13 protein-coding genes and 1 tRNA gene are annotated in these 17,647 nt (G+C 65.6%); 1 reads left to right on the forward strand and 13 read right to left on the reverse strand.

All coding sequences use genetic code 11. The features are described from left to right. Positions 1-38: 38 nt before the first annotated feature. The 9 genes from ggt to IT430_12955 form a co-directional block, all read right to left on the reverse strand. The gene (ggt, locus tag IT430_12915; protein MCC6908838.1) at positions 39-1,778 is read right to left on the reverse strand and encodes a gamma-glutamyltransferase; all 1,740 of its coding nucleotides are present in this window, start codon (positions 1,776-1,778) and stop codon (positions 39-41) included. A 248-nt stretch (positions 1,779-2,026) separates the two neighbouring features. Beyond that, positions 2,027-3,370, reverse strand: coding sequence for an acetyl-CoA carboxylase biotin carboxylase subunit (accC, locus tag IT430_12920; protein ID MCC6908839.1), 1,344 nt, complete (start codon positions 3,368-3,370; stop codon positions 2,027-2,029). 100 nt (positions 3,371-3,470) lie between these two features. Further along, a complete protein-coding gene (gene accB, locus IT430_12925; GenBank protein ID MCC6908840.1) occupies positions 3,471-3,941 on the reverse strand; it encodes an acetyl-CoA carboxylase biotin carboxyl carrier protein in 471 nt (156 codons plus the stop codon). 68 nt (positions 3,942-4,009) lie between these two features. Beyond that, on the reverse strand, positions 4,010-5,107 hold the full coding sequence (locus IT430_12930) for an aminopeptidase P family protein (protein MCC6908841.1): 1,098 nt from the start codon (positions 5,105-5,107) through the stop codon (positions 4,010-4,012). A gap of 140 nt (positions 5,108-5,247) precedes the next feature. Next, positions 5,248-8,346, reverse strand: a complete 3,099-nt coding sequence (locus IT430_12935) for an efflux RND transporter permease subunit (protein ID MCC6908842.1) — start codon at positions 8,344-8,346, stop codon at positions 5,248-5,250. Between the two features lie 49 nt (positions 8,347-8,395). Then, the gene (locus IT430_12940; GenBank protein MCC6908843.1) at positions 8,396-9,895 is read right to left on the reverse strand and encodes an efflux RND transporter periplasmic adaptor subunit; all 1,500 of its coding nucleotides are present in this window, start codon (positions 9,893-9,895) and stop codon (positions 8,396-8,398) included. Further along, positions 9,895-10,521 (reverse strand): hypothetical protein, encoded by a 627-nt coding sequence (locus IT430_12945; GenBank protein MCC6908844.1) that lies wholly within the window; start codon positions 10,519-10,521, stop codon positions 9,895-9,897. The genes IT430_12940 and IT430_12945 overlap by 1 nt, the downstream gene beginning before the upstream one ends. A 2-nt stretch (positions 10,522-10,523) precedes the next feature. Then, complete coding sequence (locus tag IT430_12950; protein ID MCC6908845.1) at positions 10,524-11,855, reverse strand: TolC family protein; 1,332 nt, start codon at positions 11,853-11,855, stop codon at positions 10,524-10,526. Between the two features lie 880 nt (positions 11,856-12,735). Next, positions 12,736-12,808: transfer RNA gene (locus tag IT430_12955), tRNA-Phe, on the reverse strand. 92 nt (positions 12,809-12,900) lie between these two features. On the opposite strand from IT430_12955, the gene IT430_12960 reads away from it, so the two are divergent. Then, on the forward strand, positions 12,901-14,085 hold the full coding sequence (locus tag IT430_12960) for a hypothetical protein (GenBank protein MCC6908846.1): 1,185 nt from the start codon (positions 12,901-12,903) through the stop codon (positions 14,083-14,085). A gap of 6 nt (positions 14,086-14,091) precedes the next feature. Here IT430_12960 and IT430_12965 read toward each other — a convergent pair whose 3' ends face one another. The 4 genes from IT430_12965 to IT430_12980 all read right to left on the reverse strand — a co-directional run bounded on the left by IT430_12965 (position 14,092) and on the right by IT430_12980 (position 17,630). Then, on the reverse strand, positions 14,092-15,288 hold the full coding sequence (locus tag IT430_12965) for an aminotransferase class I/II-fold pyridoxal phosphate-dependent enzyme (GenBank protein ID MCC6908847.1): 1,197 nt from the start codon (positions 15,286-15,288) through the stop codon (positions 14,092-14,094). A gap of 83 nt (positions 15,289-15,371) precedes the next feature. Continuing rightward, a complete protein-coding gene (locus IT430_12970; GenBank protein ID MCC6908848.1) occupies positions 15,372-15,653 on the reverse strand; it encodes a hypothetical protein in 282 nt (93 codons plus the stop codon). A 35-nt stretch (positions 15,654-15,688) separates the two neighbouring features. Then, positions 15,689-16,864: a DUF420 domain-containing protein gene (locus tag IT430_12975; protein MCC6908849.1), complete on the reverse strand. Its 1,176-nt coding sequence runs from the start codon at positions 16,862-16,864 to the stop codon at positions 15,689-15,691. A gap of 4 nt (positions 16,865-16,868) precedes the next feature. Continuing rightward, positions 16,869-17,630, reverse strand: a complete 762-nt coding sequence (locus IT430_12980; GenBank protein MCC6908850.1) for an ABC transporter permease — start codon at positions 17,628-17,630, stop codon at positions 16,869-16,871. Positions 17,631-17,647 lie beyond the last annotated feature (17 nt).

A 17,647-nucleotide genomic window follows, 5' to 3' on the forward strand; every position in this document is an offset into this window, starting at 1 on the left:
CATTGTAGCCGCATCGGCCTTTGCTTCGGCTTGGCGTTTCACCAGCCCGCGGGAGCGCCGCCCTTGCGCGGGTCGCTTGCAGCGCTCCAGCCGACGCCGCTGCGCCGGATCAACTGGACGACGCCGACATCTTCGCGGCGGCCGATCTCGTGGCCGAACTCGCGCATGGCGTCCATCGTCGCCGAATCCGTCCAGCAGTCTTCGAACTGCAGTACGTCGGGCATCCACTGGTGGTGGAAGCGCGGCGCGCTGACGGCTTCGGGCGCCGACGAGTCGTGTAGAACGACGTCGAGCAGCGTCTGCAGCGTCGCGGAAATGATGCGCGGCCCGCCCGAGGCGCCGACGACAATTTCAACGCCGCCGTCCTCGCCGAGCACGATGGTCGGGGACATGCTCGACAGCGGCCACTTGCCGCCTTCGGGGAGGTTGCGCTGCGATTGCTGCAGGCCGAAGGCGTTGCGCTCACCGGGGATGGTGAGGAAGTCATCCATCTCGTTGTTGAGCATGAAGCCGTACTCCGGCACCGGCAGCAGCGAGCCGAACGAGAGGTTGATCGTCTCCGTACACGCAACGGCGTTGCCCCACTGATCGACCACGCCGAAGTGGCTGGTGCCTGTGTCGATGGGCAACTGCTCCCTGCTGCCGTAACTCCCGGGCGGCTGGGTGCGGCGCGGATCGATGCGCCTCGCGAGCACGTCGAGATAGGTATCGCTGATCAGGCTCGTGGCGGGTACGTTGGCGAAGCGCTCATCACCAAGCCACTCCGCCCGATCGGCAAAGGCGTGTTTCATGGCTTCGACGACGAGATGGATGTAGGGCGGCGACCCTGGCGCTGTCTCCTGGAGATCCGTCCAGCGCCGGTCGAGAATGCCCAGCGTCTCCAGCGTCGCGATCCCGCCGCTCGACGGCAGCGGCATCGCCAGCACGGTTCGGCCGCGGAACGTGCCGCGCAACGGCTGCGAGAGGCGCGGCTCGTATTGCGCAAGGTCTTCCGCCGACATCTGCGGGCACGTCGACGCGACGGCCTGACCGATCTCGCCTGCGTAGAAAACGGGAGCGCCGTCGCGCGCTATCAGCCGCAGCGTCCGCGCCAGTTCCGGCTGGCGCAGCGTCTGGCCGACCTTCGGCTCGCCGTCGAAGAGAAAGCGGTGGTAGAACCACTCGAATCGATCGGCCCCGACGAGATCGATCCACTCGGGGTGCTCGCGGATCTCGTCGATCACTTCCTGCGCGCTGGCAACGTAGTCGGCGTCGATGGCGAAGCCGTGTTCGGCAGCCTCGATGGCCGGCTTGAGCACGGTGGCGCGATCGAGCGTGCCGTAATTCTCGAGCGCGGTCATCAGCCCGGCGACAGTGCCGGGGACACCCACGGCGTGCGGGCCGTAGCGCGAAGCGCCGGGTGCATCGAGTTGCACGTAGTAGTCAGGTCCGACGGCGGCGGGCGCCGTTTCGCGATAGGTAATCGCCACGCTCTGCGAAGGCATCGGCGCATCGGAGGCGATGTGAACGAGCATGAATCCGCCGCCGCCGAGGCCGCAACTGTACGGCCGCACGACCGCCAGGCAGAAACTGGTGGCGACGGCGGCATCCACCGCATTGCCCCCGCGCCTGAGCATGTCGAGCCCCGCCTGCGAAGCAATGGCGTGATCGGCGGCGACGACGGCATGGGGGTAGACGCCGTCGGTAACAGTTGGAAACGGACGCAAGTTCGTCCCGCATCCGCCGAGCAGAAACATCACCACTGCCAACAGAAGGGGACTTGTCTTGGCGTGGCGCATGACGGGGCTCCGAGAGTATGTGGGGCACCCAAGTTGTACGGGGTGCGGGTGAGCGATGCCAGTGCCACGCTCACGCCAGTTGAGCGGACTCGATCTCCGAGAAATGGCGCAATAGCTCAAATCGAGCAGCTGAAGGCACACACCCGCGACGCCGCCCGGCTCGCTCAGCAACCGGTGCTACTCCGAACCGCCCACCAGGTGACGCCGCACAGGAGCCGAATTTCGGTTGCGAGCAGAGCTGCTGAACTCTACTTCCGCAACAGCCGCTCGAGGTAGTGGATGTCCAAATCGGCTTTGATGAAGCCTGAAAAGGCCATCAGGCGGCGGTGCAGGTCGATCGTCGTTGCGATGCCTTCCACACGAAACTCCCGCAACGCGCGGCTCATGCGCGCCAGCGCCGCCTTGCGGTCGTCGGCGTGCACAATCAGTTTGGCAATCAGCGAGTCGTAGTTCGGCGGCACGCGATAGCCGGCCACGCAATGCGTGTCCACGCGCACGCCCGGACCGCCCGGCACGTCGAATCGACGAATGTCGCCGGGGCTGGGCGCGAAGTTACGATCAGGATCCTCGGCATTGATGCGGCACTCGATCGAATGTCCGTTGATGGAAATGTGCTTCTGCTGGTACGGCAGTTTTTCCCCGGCGGCGACGAGGATGCCGGTCTTGACGATGTCCACGCCCGTGATCATCTCACTGATGGGATGCTCGACCTGCACGCGCGTGTTGACTTCGAGCATGTAGAAGTTCTGCTGCTCATCCATGAGGAATTCGACGGTGGCCGCGCCGGCGTACCGGGCCGACTGGATGAGCCTCGCCGCCGACTTGCACAGCGCTTCGCGCTTCGAGTTGTCCACGCCGGGCGCAGGCGCTTCTTCGATCAGCTTCTGATGGCGCCGCTGGGTGGAGCAGTCGCGGTCGTAGAGGTGGATCGCGTTGCCGTGCTTGTCGCCGATGACCTGCACTTCGACGTGGCGGGCTTTCTCCAGGAACTTCTCGATGTAGACGGTGCCGTCGCCGAATGCCGCCTGGGCTTCCTGCTGGGCGGCGTCGATGCCGGACTCAAGCGCCACGCGGTTGTGGGCGATGCGCATGCCGCGCCCGCCGCCGCCCGCGGAGGCCTTGATGATGACCGGGTAGCCGATCTCCTCGGCGAGTTTGACGGCTTCTTCCTTGCTCTCGATACCGCCGGGCGAACCGGGGAAAATCGGCACCTTGTTCGCCTTGGCGAGCTTCTTGCAGTTGATCTTGTCGCCGAGCTGGTTCATCGCCTCAGGCGAGGGGCCGATGAACTCGATCTGGCACGAACGGCAGACCTCCGCGAAATGCGAGTTCTCCGCGAGAAAGCCGTAGCCGGGATGGATCGCATCCACGTTGGCGACTTCGGCGGCCGAGATGATGCGCGGGATGTTGAGGTAGCTCTGCTTCGACGGCGGCGGGCCGATGCACACCGCGTCGTCGGCCAGCTCGAGATACGGCGCACCGCGGTCCGCCTCCGAAAACACGCACACCGACTGGATCCCCAATTCGCGCGCAGCGCGGATGATGCGGACGGCAATCTCACCTCGGTTGGCAATCAGGATGCGACTGAACATTGAACGGGACGCCTGGAAGTTGAGATTTGCGGAGTCGCCCACGAGCGGCGAGCACTCGACCGAATCGCGGGACGTAGACTGGGCGGTTGCGCGACGACGGCTATTTCATCCGGAAGAGCGGCTGACCGTATTCGACCGCGTCGCCGTCATTGACGAGCACTTCGGCAATCGTACCCCTGCACTCGGCCTTGATTTCGTTGAACACCTTCATCGCTTCGATGAGGCACACGACCGTCGAGTCGGAGACCTTGGCGCCGGCGCTGATGAACGGCTCAGCGTCGGGATTGGGCCTCGAATAGAACGTGCCGACCATCGGGCTCTTGATGACGTGTCCCTCGCCTCCGCCGGCGGCGTGTCGCGCAGACTCGGCCGCCGGTGCGGCGGGAGCGCCCTGCGGCTGCAGCGGCGCCGGCGCGGCGGCAAGCGGTGCGCTCGGCGTCACCTGCGGCACGGCGAATGCCCCGGCGCGGCGGATCGTCACACTCTGATCGCCGTCGGCGACATCGAGTTCGACGATCTCGTGGTCCACCATCATCTTGATCAGGTCTTCGATGGTCTTTCGGTCGATCATGGCTCTCGCTTACACCCCTGGTTGCAGATTCTCGTGCAGGCGACCATCCACCGATGACCGCCAACCCGCTAAAGAACTTTTGCACTCTCCGGCGACTTGGGCCAGTCGGACAGAACGCGGCAGCCTTTGTCTGTCACCAGCACGTCATCTTCGATGCGCACACCGCCGACGCCGGGCAGGTAGATGCCCGGCTCCACGGTCACGACCATGCCGGGCTCGAGCCGATCCTTGGCTCCGCTGCGAGGCGACATGCTCGGCGCTTCGTGAACATCCAGGCCGATGCCGTGTCCGAGGCCGTGGCCGTAGTAGTCGCCATATCCAGCGCCGTCGATGATCCGCCTCGCCGCGGCATCGACTTCCCGGCAGAGCGCGCCGCCGCGAATGGCGTCGATCGCCGCCAGTTGCGCTTCAAGCACGATTGGGTAGATCGCCTGGATCTTTTTCGGCATCGCACCCACGCCCCAGGCGCGCGTCATGTCCGAACAGTAGCCCTCCACCTTGGCGCCCCAGTCGATAAGCAGTGTACTGCCTCGCGTGAGTTTGGCCCGGCTGGATGGACGGTAGTGCGGCTTGGAACTGTTGGCCTTCGCGGACACGTTGGTGCCAAACGCCGAGCCTTCCGCGCCGCGCTGCTTCATCTCGTATTCGAGGCGTGCGGCGATCTCGGCCTCACTCTGGCCGATCTTCAAACTCGCAAGGGTCGCTTCCAGAGCCTGCTGCTGGCAACGAATGGCTTTTCGGATCAGCCCCAGTTCGACTTCATCCTTGATGACGCGCAGCTGACTGAACAGGCCGCTGGTCTCGACGATCTTGCGCGCCCCCACCGCTTTGGCCAGCGCGCGGCGGGTAGCCAGCGTTACGTGCTCGGACTGCACGCCGAGGCGATCAATTTTCAGATCGCCCGCGACCTCGCCGACCTTGTCGGCAATCGGCCCCTTGCGCAGCGCGATGTCCAGCCAGGCGCCCAGCGGCTCGATCTCCTCGGCAAACCGGCTGTCGCTGATGAGCACGAATTGGCGAGCCGTGACGATCGCGTAACTGTCTTCGCCGCTGAACGGCGTGAGGTAGCGGATGTCATGGGCGTTGGTGACCAGCAGCGCGTCGACGCCCGCCTTCTCGATGGCCCGCCGCAGCCGGGCGAGCCGGTCGGCGTAGTGGCGCGGCATGGAGGTTGGGCGGCTCGAGCGGGACGTCATTGAAGGGCGAGTATATCGAACGCCGTCGCCCGAGCCAATGTGGACATCCTGCGCCAACCACCACCACGACCGGGCGGGAGCGCCATGTTCCTGTGGCCCATTTCCGCCGTTCAGGACTTCTGATCGCCGGGCCGCACGTCGCGGCCGCCAAACAGTGAGTACAGCGCGGGCAAAATGAACAGCGTGAGCAGGTTGTCCGAGAGGATGCCGCCGATGACGACCGTGGCCAGCGGCCGCTGCACCTCCGCGCCGACGCCGGTGTTCAGAGCCATCGGCAGAAATCCGAGTGCGGCCACCAGCCCCGTCATGAGAATCGGCCGGAGGCGGATGAGGCGCGTTTGTTCGATTGCGTCGTCAATGGCCGCCCCGGCCGCGATGCGCTGGCGGATCGTGGACACGAGCACGAGTCCCGAGAGCATCGACACGCCTGAGACGGCAACAAATCCCACCGCCGCGGAGATCGTGAAGTCGAGGTCGCGCAGGAGCAGTGCCGCCACCCCGCCGAACGCCGCGAAAGGCGCGCCGGTGAGTACCAGCAGCGAATCGACCACGCTGCCGATGCTGAAGTAGAGCAGCAGCGCGATTGACGCGATGACGATTGGGATGATGATGAACAGGCGGCGGGTGGCACGATCGTAGTGCTCGAACTGTCCGCCAAAGGCGACGTAGTAGCCCGGCGGCATCGGCACGTCGGCGGTAATGCGCTCGCGCGCTTCGGCGACGAATCCGCCCAGGTCGCGACCGCGCACGTTGGTCTGGACGATGGTGCGGCGCTTGCCCCACTCGCGGTTGATCACGGTCGGACCGTCCACGATAGATACGCGCGCCAGACGGGCAAGCGGAAGCCGCCCGCCATCGGCCGTCGGCACGAGGATCTCGCCTACGGCGTCCGGGTCACCGCGATATCGATCCGGCAGTTCGAGGGTGAGATCAAAGCGGCGCTGGCCGTCACGGACGTGTCCAATGCGCACCTCGCCGAGCGCTTCGACGATTTCCAGCACGTGCCGCGCCGGAATGCCGTAACGGGCGATGGCGTCCTGATCGACGCGCACTTCGAGCACCGGCGCGCCGGTCACCTGCTCGACGGTGACGGAGTCGGCGCCTGGAATGGAGTCGACGATCGACTGCACCTGCGAAGCGACCGTCGCCAACTGTTCGATCTCATCCCCGAAGATCATGATTCCGACGTCGGCGCGAACGCCGGCGACCATCTCGTTCATGCGCATCTCGATGGGCTGGGTCATGATCGCCTTGATGCCCGGCAGCGACTGGAGATCCGCGAGGATCATCGCTGAGAGTTCGGCCTGCGATGTGGCGCGCGTCCAGCCTTCGCGCGGCCGGAGCGTGATGTAGACGTCGTTCTGCTCCAATCCCATCGGGTCGGTGGCGACGGCCGGCGTTCCCAGGCGGGTCCAGATGCGATCGATCTCGTCGGGATAGCGGTCAAGCAAAAACTGTTCGATGCCCGTGTTGTACTCGACGGACTGGTCGATCGAGACGCCGGCGAGCCGCACGATGTTGGCGGCGATGGCCTCCTCGTAGAGCCGCGGAATAAAAGCCGTGCCGAGGCGCCCCGCCAGCATCACGCCCAGCGCGACGACCAGCACACCGAAGGCGGCGACGAGCAAGCGAAACCGGAGCGCCACGTGGATGAATGGCCGGTACACCCACTGCATGGCGCGAACGAGCCAGTTCTCGCGCTCATGCATGCGCCGGCTGATGAGGAGACTGCACAGGACCGGCGTCAGCGTTAGCGAGAAGATGAGCGAACTGAGAAGCGCGAACACGACGGTGAGCGCCATGGGGCGGAACATCTTGCCCTCGACGCCTTCGAGCAGCAGGATGGGCAGGAAGACGACCATGATGATCAGTTCGCCGAACATCGTCGGTTTGCGCACTTCAATCGAAGCGTCGCGCACGATATCGAGTATCGGGGTCTTCGCACCCGCGTCGTTGTCGTGCCCGATGCGCCGGACGCAGTTCTCCACGATGATGACCGAACTGTCCACGACGAGGCCGAAGTCAATGGCGCCAAGGCTGAGCAGGCTGGCGGCAATGCCGAACTGCATCATCATCGAGAACGAGAAGAGCATGGCCAGCGGAATCGCCAGCGCGACGATCAGCCCTGCGCGAAGATTGCCCAGAAACATGAACAGCACGGCGACGACGAAGAGCGCGCCCAGAAGCAGGTTCTCGGTCACGGTGTGAATGACGTGATCGACGAGGTACGTCCGCCGGTAGACCACCTCCACACCCACGTTGTCCGGCAGGATCGAGCGGATCTCTTCGAGTCGCTCCTCCAGCCGGCTCGTGACTTCATGGCTGTTCTCATCCATGAGCATGAAACCCAGCCCGAGAACGACTTCGCCGCTGCCCTGAGCCGTGACGGCGCCGCGCCGGATCTCATGGCCCTCGCGCACCTCGGCCACGTCGCGCACGCGCACCGGCGTGCCGCCTTCGGCCTTGATGACCGCATTGGCGATCTGATCCAGCGTCGTGGTCAGCGCCAGCCCGTGCACCATCATCGACTCGCCGCCGCGCGTGACCTGCCCGCCGCCGACGCTGGCGTTATTCACTTCGAGCGCCGCGGCGATTTCGTCGAGCGTGAGTTTGAACTTGATCAGTTGCGCCGGCTCGACGACGACCTCGAACTGCTTGACCAGGCCTCCCCATGTGTTCACTTCGGCAACGCCGGGCACCTGCCTCAGTTGCGGCGCGATGATCCAATCCTGCGCCGTCGTCAGTTCGGTGAGGCTTGCCGGGCTCTCGCCCTTGCCGACGACGAGGTAGTGGAAGACCTCTCCCAACCCGGTCGCCACCGGGCCCATTTCGGGTCGCTCGATCCCCTCAGGCAATTGAATGCCGCTGAGCCGCTCGTTGATCAACTGTCGCGCAAAATAGATGTCTACTCCGTCGTCAAACGTGACGGTGACCTGCGACAAGCCGAACTTTGATATCGATCGGACACCGGAGAGGCCGGGAAGGCCGGAGATGGCGACTTCGACCGGAAACGTGATCTGCTGCTCGATCTCTTCGGGCGAGAGCGCCGGCGCCACGGTGTTGATCTGCACCTGCACCGGCGTGGTGTCAGGGAACGCATCGATGGGCAGATGCGCCATCGAGTACACCCCCCATGCGACGAACACCAGCGTGCCGAGGATGACGAGCAGCCGGTGGCGCAGCGACCAGTCGATGATCCAGTTCAACATGCACAGGCTCCGCGCGGCTTCACGCCGGCCTCACGTCACCGCATCGGCGCTACTTCTTGAGGTGGTCTACTTCACAGCAGCCCGCGCCGACGGAGTTCTTGAGGATTTCGTTCTTGAGAATGAAACTGCCTCGGGAAACGACGACGTCGCCGGCGTCAAGGCCGTCGAGCACTTCGTAGTGGTTCCCCGCGTCAAAGCCCAGCACGAGGCGGACCGGCTGGAACGTCAGCGGATCGGAGGCCGACCGACGGAAGGCCACGTTGCAGCAGCCCTCCCACTGAACCGCCTCCTTGGGCAGCATCAGCGAAGCCTCGCTCCCGCCGGTGTTGATCCGCACTCGCCCGAACATGTTGGCGCGCAGGACGCCTTGGGCGTTGTCGAATTCGACGCGGGCGCGCAGCGTGCGCGTCTCCGGATCGAGCGCTGTGCTGATCCAGGTGAGCCTTCCGGGAAAGATCAGGCCACGGAGACCGTCGAGCATCAGCGTTGCCGTCTGGCTGACGCGCACCGTCGCGAGATCCGATTCAGCCAGATCGGCCATCGCCCACATGACGCGCGTATCCGCAATCGCCATCACCGGCTGCCCCGGCTCGACCACGTCGCCGGCAACCGCGGTGCGATCGATGACGATGCCTTCGAATGAAGCCTCGACCTGCAGCAGTGGCGAGGTGTCTCCGTCCGATTCAACCCCGTCGATCACCTCGTCGGAAAGGCCGAGATTGCGCAGCCGCTGCCGGGCCCGGCTGACCGTGATGCGGGCCTCGGCCAGGCGCGTACCGGCTTCGAGCACTTCCCGTTCGATGCCCACGCCTCGCGCAAGCAGGTCTTCTTCGCGCTTCGCGTTGGCTTCCCAGAGCCTCATCAACTCGATCGCCTGCAGAAGATCGGCTTTGGCCGAGCCGAGCTCGGTGGACTTCACGATCGCGACGGTTTCGCCGGCGCGAACGCGATCGCCAAAGTCCTTGAGCACCTCGGTTACCACGCCAGACGCTCGCGGAGACAGCCGGGCATAGCGGTTTGTGTTGTAAGCGACCTGGGCATTGCGCTCGATGACGCGCGCGAGCGGCCGAGGCGATATCTGGGTGTACTCAAAGCCGGCGGCGCTCAGCGCTTCGCTTGAAGTCAGCGTTACCGGCGTCGATGACGTGACGCACCCCGGCGAGGGCTCGCGCTGCCATCGCAGTTCAGCCCCGGCCGCCGCAGCGCGGCGCGAGAGTTCTTCGCCTGCTCGCGGGTTGCACACCTTGCACTGGGATTCGGGCACTGCGTGCTCGGCGCACCAGTCGCCGGCCGCGATGAACGCCGCTTTCAACAGCGGCCTGCACTCCACGCAGAGGGCTTCAGGCACGCCGTGTTCGTTGCACATCCCGAGCCGATCGATCCGCGTCGGGTCGCAGAACGGGCACTTTGCCTGGTCGATGTCGTGGGGGCATGTCTGTCCATTGATCACGGGCTGCTGCGCTGACGCTGCGGCCGTGACGCCGAGCAGGATCGCCCAAGTCAACGCGCAGCCGATCGCGATGAGTACATATTGACGAAGCATCGCCATCATCCGCCTCCTTCATTCGAGGATCGCTCCAGATCGGGATTGCATTGCAGGCACTGCGACTCCGGCGTCTCGTGCTCGGCGCACCAGTCCCCCTTGGCGACGAACGCCGTCTTGAGGTAGGGCCGGCACTGCACGCACAGGGCCTCGGCGATCTCATGCTCCTTGCAGAAGCCCGCCGACTCGATCAGGCTCGGTGTGCAGAATGGACACTTGGCAGATGCAATGCCGTGTTCGCAATTGACCGGGTCCGATCCACTTGGCACACCGGCGGACACCGCTCCGCCGTGCACACCGGGTTGCACCTTCGCCGCAAGGGCCGGGTTGCAGTCGATGCACTGCGACTCGGGCGTGTTGTGCTCGGCGCACCAGTCACTGTTGGCGCGAAAGGCGGCGCTGAGGTACGGCCGGCACTTGGCGCAGAGCGCTTCGGCGACGCCGTGCTCACCGCAGAAGCCGTCCGCCGCAACCATTTCCGGGTTGCAGAACGGGCACTTCTCCTGCTTGATCTCGTGCGGGCAGCGGCCGTCGGCTGACTGGTCGCTGGAATCGCCTGATTTGCCGCAGCCGGCCAGCGCGATGCAGACGCCGGCCACCAATACGAATGCAACATGAGTAAGTCTTTGCATGATCAGTCCTCCGCCCCGTGCCGGGGCTCTGTGGGTAATGACTCTTGTCTTTCGGGCGATGGCGCATCGACTGCGGGAATCAGCAGGTCGGCAGCGCCGACAATTTGAAACAAACGCGCCCGCACTGCGGCGACTTCGCCGCTGAACTCGATCGCCGTCGTGCGCGCTTCAGTGAGCGTTCGCTGAGCATCGAGGACATCGAGAAACGACGCATGTCCGCCGCGGTACGCTTCGGTGGTCTGCTCGAATGCCTGTTCGGCTGCGGGCAGGATCTGCATTCGCACCGCCTCCAATTGGACGCGCGATGCTTCGTACTCGCCGTGCGTCGCCGCAAGCCGGCTGAGCAATTCGGTCTCCAGCGCCTTGCGGTGCTGCCTCGCCTGCATGAGTCCGTAGCGACCTGCGAGAATCTCGCCTCGCCGATCGTCCCAGAGGGGCAGCGTCATCCCGACCCCCAGTTCATAGATCGGCTCGTTGCTCTCGCCGCGGTAGCCCACGCCGGCATGCACATCCAGATCGGGAGTGCGCTCCGCCTTCATGGCCTGCAGGCGCGCGTCGGCTGCGTCGATCTCGCGATCAGCCGCCCGGAGCGCGGGATGGTCGCGCCGCAGCTGAGATTCGAATTCACGGAGATTGATCGCTCGTGGCGAGGTGTCAAGGGATCCTTCGAGCCGCGCCACGTCGACCGCCGCCCCGCCGATGGCCAGCGACAGCTGCACCGCTGCTGCGGACTGCTCCTTGTCCAGCCGGGTGCGAAGCAGCCGAATGCGGTATACCTCGATCTCCGCCTTCGTCACTTCCGTGCGCGGCGCTGCGCGCGCTTCAAAGCGAGCCTGGGCCGACGCAAGCGTCTGCTCGGCCAGGTCGGCAAGGCTCGCATACAAGCGGCTCGTCTCGCGGATCGTCACCAGACGATTGTGCAGCAGGGCCACTTCGCCCAGCACCTCCCGTTCGACGACTTCCACCTCAGCCTCGGTCACGGCCTGCTCGGCGCGCGCCGCCTCGCGCCCGGCATCGAGGCGGCTGCCGATCACGATCGGCTGCGTGATGCTCAGGACGCTGGACCCTTCGTTGAGCACGCCCGGCCCGAAGGGAACTTCTTCTGACGAAACCTCGACCGTGGGGTTGGGATAGAGCGAAGATTGCAGCGCTCGACCCGCCGCGACTCCGACACCGCTTCGGGCTGCGGCCAGGCGCGGATTGAATCGCCGGGCCAGGTCCCACAGATCAGCCAGGCCGACAGGTCCCTCGACGGGGAGTGCTGGCGAAGTGGCATCGATCGCCGTCGAAGCAACGTCTGCGTGTTCCAGCGGCGCCGGCACTCCGCGGCTCACGAGTTCCGCGATCGCCTCCCGCTCAGACGGCGGAAAATGGAGGCCGCGCGATACGCATGACATCGAGCACAACGCCAGGATGACTGCCGCACCGCACTGCAGCGGATGCGCACGCGAGACCGACATACACAACCTCCAGAATTCGTTCGGCGGTTCGCGCCGCCGCGCAGGGCAGCGAGACACCGCAACGGTTCGTTCGCATCGAGCAAACGAACGATCACGAAGCACTCAGGGAGGATGTGCGGTTCAGATGCGCAGCACCGTGCGCAAACTGAGAGGCGATCGCTTATGGGCATCCGCATGATGCGGGCGCGGCCCCACCGAACAGCCACCGGTGGGCCAGAGCGCTGCTGGCGTGCTCACGTGCGGCAGGTCCCCTACGCCGTGGGCTTCAGCGGGATGGTGCTTGGCGCACTTGTGGGAGTGGATGGCGATCTGTTCGCCGTATGGAGCAAGATTCACGTCGACGCAACCGCAGTCAGCGGGAGAATGAATCGAACCGCACTCCGGCGCGGATGCGTCGTCTGCTGAAAGTTCGGTGTGCTCGCGGCAAGATGACATCTCCGGAGCGCACACGGCGGCCGCGATTCGGACGCCGGAATCAACCTCAGCACAGCCGATGCACAGCACGCCGCCGGCTGACGCGGCCACCGCCTGCACAAGCAGGCAAAGTGACATGATCCAGGATGCAAGTCGGAAGACTCGATGCATCTGCGCTTGTTCCCGTGGCCAATATCCAGACGGAAGACTGTAGGGGCGACACACCCATCCGACCACGGCAATTCCGCATCCCGGTCCCAAGCGCCTGTGCGAGGCACGCGGCGGGGTGCGGGTACACGGCAGCCTGGTGCAAACAGCAACGACGCTCTAATTGTCGGAATGGCCAGAGCCGGACTTGAACCGGCGACCCCAGCATTTTCAGTGCTGTGCTCTACCAACTGAGCTATCTGGCCGCAGAGGAAACAGTACGCGCCGTCCGGAATGGGTCAAGCGTGCGCAGCCTCGCGGGCCGGGCTCGCGCCGGCTGCCGCTATGATCCGGGCCCATGTCCGCACGAGACGCATGGATCACCGGAGTCGGACTGCTCACGCCGCTTGGAACGTCGGCCTGGTCGACGATGCGCGCGCTGCTCAAGGGCCGCGCCATCACCGACCGTCTGGGGCAGATCGCCGAGTCCATTGACGCGGAAACCATCATCCGCGGCACCGGCCGCATCTTCGACTCGCAATTGGGCCACGGCGACCCGACGGCGACGCTGGCCATTCGGGCGCTGAACGAAGCGGCCGCCAACGCTGGCCTGATGCCTGGTGAACTCTCGCGCACGCCGATTGTCGTTGCGTCGAGCAAGGGCGCTATCGGCGCGCTGTTCGATCCGACGATGAGCCTGCACGCCGCGACGCAGGGCCCGCACGGGCTGCTCTGCTCGCTGATCCGGACATCGACGCGCGCCCCTTCCTGCCGTGCGGTCGTGGCGGCATGCGCGTCGGGCCTGCTGGCGCTGGAGGCGGGCGCGCGGATGGTTCATCGGGGCGAGGCGCAGCGCGTGGCGGTGGTTGCGGTCGAGGCCTCGCTGGTGCCGCTGCTGATGAGCAGTTACCGCCGGCTGGGCGTGCTGCCGCCGGTGACCAACGCGGGATATCGCTGCCTGCCGCTCGACCGGCAGCGCTGCGGGTTCACGCTGACGGAACTGGCCGCGGCGATCATTCTCGAAGCCCAGCCGCGTCGAACACGCTCCACGGCGGCGGCGGCGATCACGCCCATGCGCGTGCTCGGAGTGCGCACAGCTGACGAGGCGCACCACGTCATCAAGTCTTCTCCGCAAGGCGAAGTGCTCGCGCGCCTCTCGCACTGGGCTCTGCGCGAACTGGGGGCGATCGATCTCCTGCACCCCCACGCCACCGGGACGCGCGAGAACGACGAGGCGGAGATGGTGGTGCACGCGGCGGCGCTGGGCGCGGCCGCGGAAGCAACACCCGCCTACGCCGTGAAGGGTGCGATCGGGCACGGCCTGGGGGCGGCGGGGCTGGCGAGTCTTGTGGTGGCGTGCCTGATCGCGCGCTGCGGGCGCGTGCCGCCGATGCCGTGGCTGCGCGAGCCCATCGAGACGAAGATCCGCCTTTCGAGCGCGGGTGAGCGCGGCACGTTCCGCCGCCATGCTATTTTCGCCAGTGGCTTTGGCGGGCACACTGCGGCGGCGGTCATCGAAGCGCAGCCGTCGGGCGCGCGTTGACGCCGTCTACCAGTTGATTGCCTTCAGCCGCTCGATGGTCTCGGCGATTCGCTCGACTTCGACGGTGAGCGCTGCGCGGAACCAGTTTTTGGCGCTGGCGCCGAAGCCGCCGCCGGGCACGAACACCACGTTCGCCTCTTCCAGGCAGCGCGAGCAGAACTGGAACGAGTCGTAGCCCCTGGGACACGGCGCCCACACGAAGAACGAGGCGCTGGGCGGCGTGACATCGACGCCGATCTCGCGCAGGCCTCTGCACAGCACGTCGCGGCGCTCCCGATACGTCTCGCGCATGGCGACGACCTGCGGATGCTCGCTGTTGTCGAGCGCGACGGCCCCGGCCTGCTGAATCGCGTTGAACTGGCCCGAGTCGCAGTTGCCCTTGACCGCTCCCAGCGCTGCGACCACTTCCGGATGCCCCACGGCGAACGCGATGCGCCAGCCGGTCATGTTGAATGTCTTGCTCAGCGAGTGGAACTCGATGGCGGGAAGTTTGTCAATGTCAGCTCCGGGCGCCTGCCACATCGAGGGCGGCTGCTTCTCGAAGAAAACCTCGCTGTAGGCGTTGTCGCTGGCGAGGATGATGTCGTTGTCCCGGCAGATCTGCACGGCCTGCTCGTAGAAGTCCAGATCGGCAACCGCCGCTGTCGGATTACCGGGGTGGTTCACCCACATGAGCCGGGCGCGATCGAGCGCTTCGGCGTCGATCGCGCCGAGGTCCGGCAGCCAGCCTCGCTCGGCCTTGAGCGGCATTTCGATGTACTCGGCGGCCGCGAAGATGGCGCCGCTGCGATAGACGGGATAGCCGATGTCAGCACCAAGCACGGCGTCGCCGGGGTTGAGCACCGCCAGCGGCAGGTGCGCGATGCCGTCCTTGCTGCCGATGCAGGTGAGGATGTGCGCCGCGGGGTCGACGTCGATGTCGAATCGGCGCTTGAGGAACCGGGCCGCCGCCTTTCGGAAATCAGGGTGGCCTGCGTCGAACGGATACGGATGGTTGCGAGGATCGCGAATCGCTTCGGCCATCGCATCGATGATGAACGCAGGCGTCGGTCGATCGGGATCACCGACCCCGAGGTTGATCACGTCGGCGCCGGCGGCAATCTTGGCGCGGCGCTTGCGATCGATTTCGATGAAGAGGTAAGGCGGCAGATCGAGCAGGCGCTGAGAACGGATCGGGCGCTTCTGCGCAGCGGTCAGAGGCATGACTTCGACACTCCGGCTGAGGTTGGGAAACTGAGCGCGCAGCATGATAGCCGCGGAGCCGCTGCGGCTCGTTCCGGTGGCGGTCAGTCCTTTGCGTCAGCGCGTGTCATGTCGCTCGCGGCGCCCATCTGCTGCTGGTTGCGGTAGAGGGCATAGCCCAGGCCGCCGACCATCGACATCGGCACGGCGATCATGAGCAGCACCGAGACGGAATAGCCCATCGCCACGTTCACGCCCGTTTCCTTCTGCTGCTGCTCGGTTTCCTCGCTGCACAGCGGGCAGGCCAGCGCCGGGACGGTGGCCAGCGCGGCCAGCGTGGCGGCGGCGACGAGGAGCGGGATCCGGCGCGTGCGTGATCTGAACATCGTGGCCAATCCTAGGCGGCCTTGAGCCGCAGAAGTCATGCTGCCGCCAGCAGCGGCTGAAGGTGATAGAGCATGAGGTAGACGAGCACGCCCGTGACCGACACGTACATCCAGATCGGCCACGTGACGACCGCCAGGCGGCGGTGCTGAGCAAACCGCCCCGACGAGGCCAGCCAGAGCGTTCGCACGGCCAGGAACGGGACGGCCGCCGCGAGCACGACGTGCGAGAGCAGGATCGCGTAATAGACCCAGCGCAGAAGGCCATCGACCTCCCACTTCGTGTGGCCGAGGCCCTGCTCCATCTGCCGCAAGGTGTGGTAGGTGACGTAGCTGACGAGGAAGACGACCGAGACGAGAAACGCGCCGATCATGCAGCGCATGTGGGCGGCCTTGCGGCCTTGGCGGATGAGCACCCGGCCGATGAGCAGCAGCACTGCCGCCAGAGCGTTGAGAGAGGCGTTCACCGTTGGCAGGGCTTTGAGCAGACCGCCGTAGCGTCCCTGCGAAGCACCGGCGGCGGCGAGGATCCGCATGTCTCCGATCAGCCGCTGCATGTCCTGAGCATCGGTGCCGAGATACCAGTCGTACACCTCGCCCTGACGATTGACCAGAACGATGCGACTGCTGTGCACGATGGGTCCGGAGTGGTAGCCGGGCGCGGTTGAATCCGCGTGATCGTCGCCGGCGCTCTGGAGCGACTCAGCCGCTTGCCGCGGATTCTCAGCCGTGAGCAGAAACGCAGCAGCGTACTTCTGGACGTCTGCGAATTCGCCTGTGAGAAACGTCCACTGATCGAGATCGGCGCCGTACGACTCGGCATAGCGCTTAAGCGTGGCGGGGTCATCGCGCCATGGATCGCAAGTGATCGAGACGAGGTGCACGTTCGGATTCGGGCCGATGGCATCCTGCAGCGCGCTGAGGTTGCCGGTCATGATCGGACACGGCCCGGGGCAGTTCGTGAAGATGAAATCGATCGCCCACACCTTGCCTCGCAGCGACTGCGAGTCGAAAGGCTGACCTTCCTGGTCGGTCATCCGGATTTGCGGCGCCTGGACTTTTGCAGACGGCCGAGTGGGCGTGGGGCCGGGACCGGCGTCGGGAGCAAAGCGGATCCACGACCAGATGATCATGCCGGCACACGCCGCGACCATGAGCACCCAGATCAGCAGATCGAGCCGGGTCATCGCACGCCGTGATCGCCGCTGATTCATGAACTCAGTGTCCTCGATGATCGGGCGAAGCCACGACCCACGTCGCCAATGAGAGCGCCACGACGGCGAACGCGGCTGAGAGCGCCAGCGGGAGCCACGGCGAGCGGCCGTGGAGCGGCGCGGAGATCGCCAGCGAGCACCACGTGAGCGGATTGGCGAGCATGAGCCACTTGAGCAGCGCGTGCTGGTTGGCGACGGGGAAGATCGCGCCGGACAAGGCCCACATCGGCATGAGCACGAGGTTCATCACCGCGTGGAAGCCTTGCGTGGTCTCGCTCTTCCAGGCAAAGGCGACGCCGATACCCGTCATCATCAGTGCCGTAAGCGCCAGCGCGAGCAGGATCAGACCAAGATTGGCGATGGTCGGAAAGTGCGACCAGACCGGCGGGGCCGCGAGCAGCACCGCGGCCTGGAGAAAGGCGATGATCGCTCCGCCGAGTACCTTGCCCATGGCGATCGACCAGCGCGAAGCCGGCGAGACGAGCACCGACTGCAGCCAGCCTTCATTGCGGTCTTCAATGACGGAGATGCTAGAAAAGATCGCCGTGAACAGCGCGACCATGGTCATCATGCCCGGCAAAAGGAACAGGCCGTAGCCGCCCTTGCTCTCATCTGCAGGGTGTGCAAAATAGTTCGAGAACCCGATGCCAAGAAATGCCCAGAACATGAGCGGTGTGCCGATGGCGGCGGCGATTCGGGTCGGCTGACGCCGGAAGCGGACGAGTTCGCGCCACAGAATCGTCCACATGACCGCTGCGCTCGACACGTGCCGCTCCAGATCGG

The organism is Phycisphaerales bacterium (assembly GCA_020852515.1).
Classification (GTDB): domain Bacteria; phylum Planctomycetota; class Phycisphaerae; order Phycisphaerales; family UBA5793; genus UBA5793.

Coding starts and splice junctions, on each gene's coding strand:
- ggt (MCC6908838.1), bottom strand. CDS start 1,778: ATGCGCCACGCCAAGACAAGTCCCCTTCTGTTGGCAGTGGTGATGTTT.
- accC (MCC6908839.1), bottom strand. CDS start 3,370: ATGTTCAGTCGCATCCTGATTGCCAACCGAGGTGAGATTGCCGTCCGC.
- accB (MCC6908840.1), bottom strand. CDS start 3,941: ATGATCGACCGAAAGACCATCGAAGACCTGATCAAGATGATGGTGGAC.
- IT430_12930 (MCC6908841.1), bottom strand. CDS start 5,107: ATGCCGCGCCACTACGCCGACCGGCTCGCCCGGCTGCGGCGGGCCATC.
- IT430_12935 (MCC6908842.1), bottom strand. CDS start 8,346: ATGTTGAACTGGATCATCGACTGGTCGCTGCGCCACCGGCTGCTCGTC.
- IT430_12940 (MCC6908843.1), bottom strand. CDS start 9,895: ATGGCGATGCTTCGTCAATATGTACTCATCGCGATCGGCTGCGCGTTG.
- IT430_12945 (MCC6908844.1), bottom strand. CDS start 10,521: ATGCAAAGACTTACTCATGTTGCATTCGTATTGGTGGCCGGCGTCTGC.
- IT430_12960 (MCC6908846.1), top strand. CDS start 12,901: ATGTCCGCACGAGACGCATGGATCACCGGAGTCGGACTGCTCACGCCG.
- IT430_12965 (MCC6908847.1), bottom strand. CDS start 15,288: ATGCCTCTGACCGCTGCGCAGAAGCGCCCGATCCGTTCTCAGCGCCTG.
- IT430_12970 (MCC6908848.1), bottom strand. CDS start 15,653: ATGTTCAGATCACGCACGCGCCGGATCCCGCTCCTCGTCGCCGCCGCC.
- IT430_12975 (MCC6908849.1), bottom strand. CDS start 16,864: ATGAATCAGCGGCGATCACGGCGTGCGATGACCCGGCTCGATCTGCTG.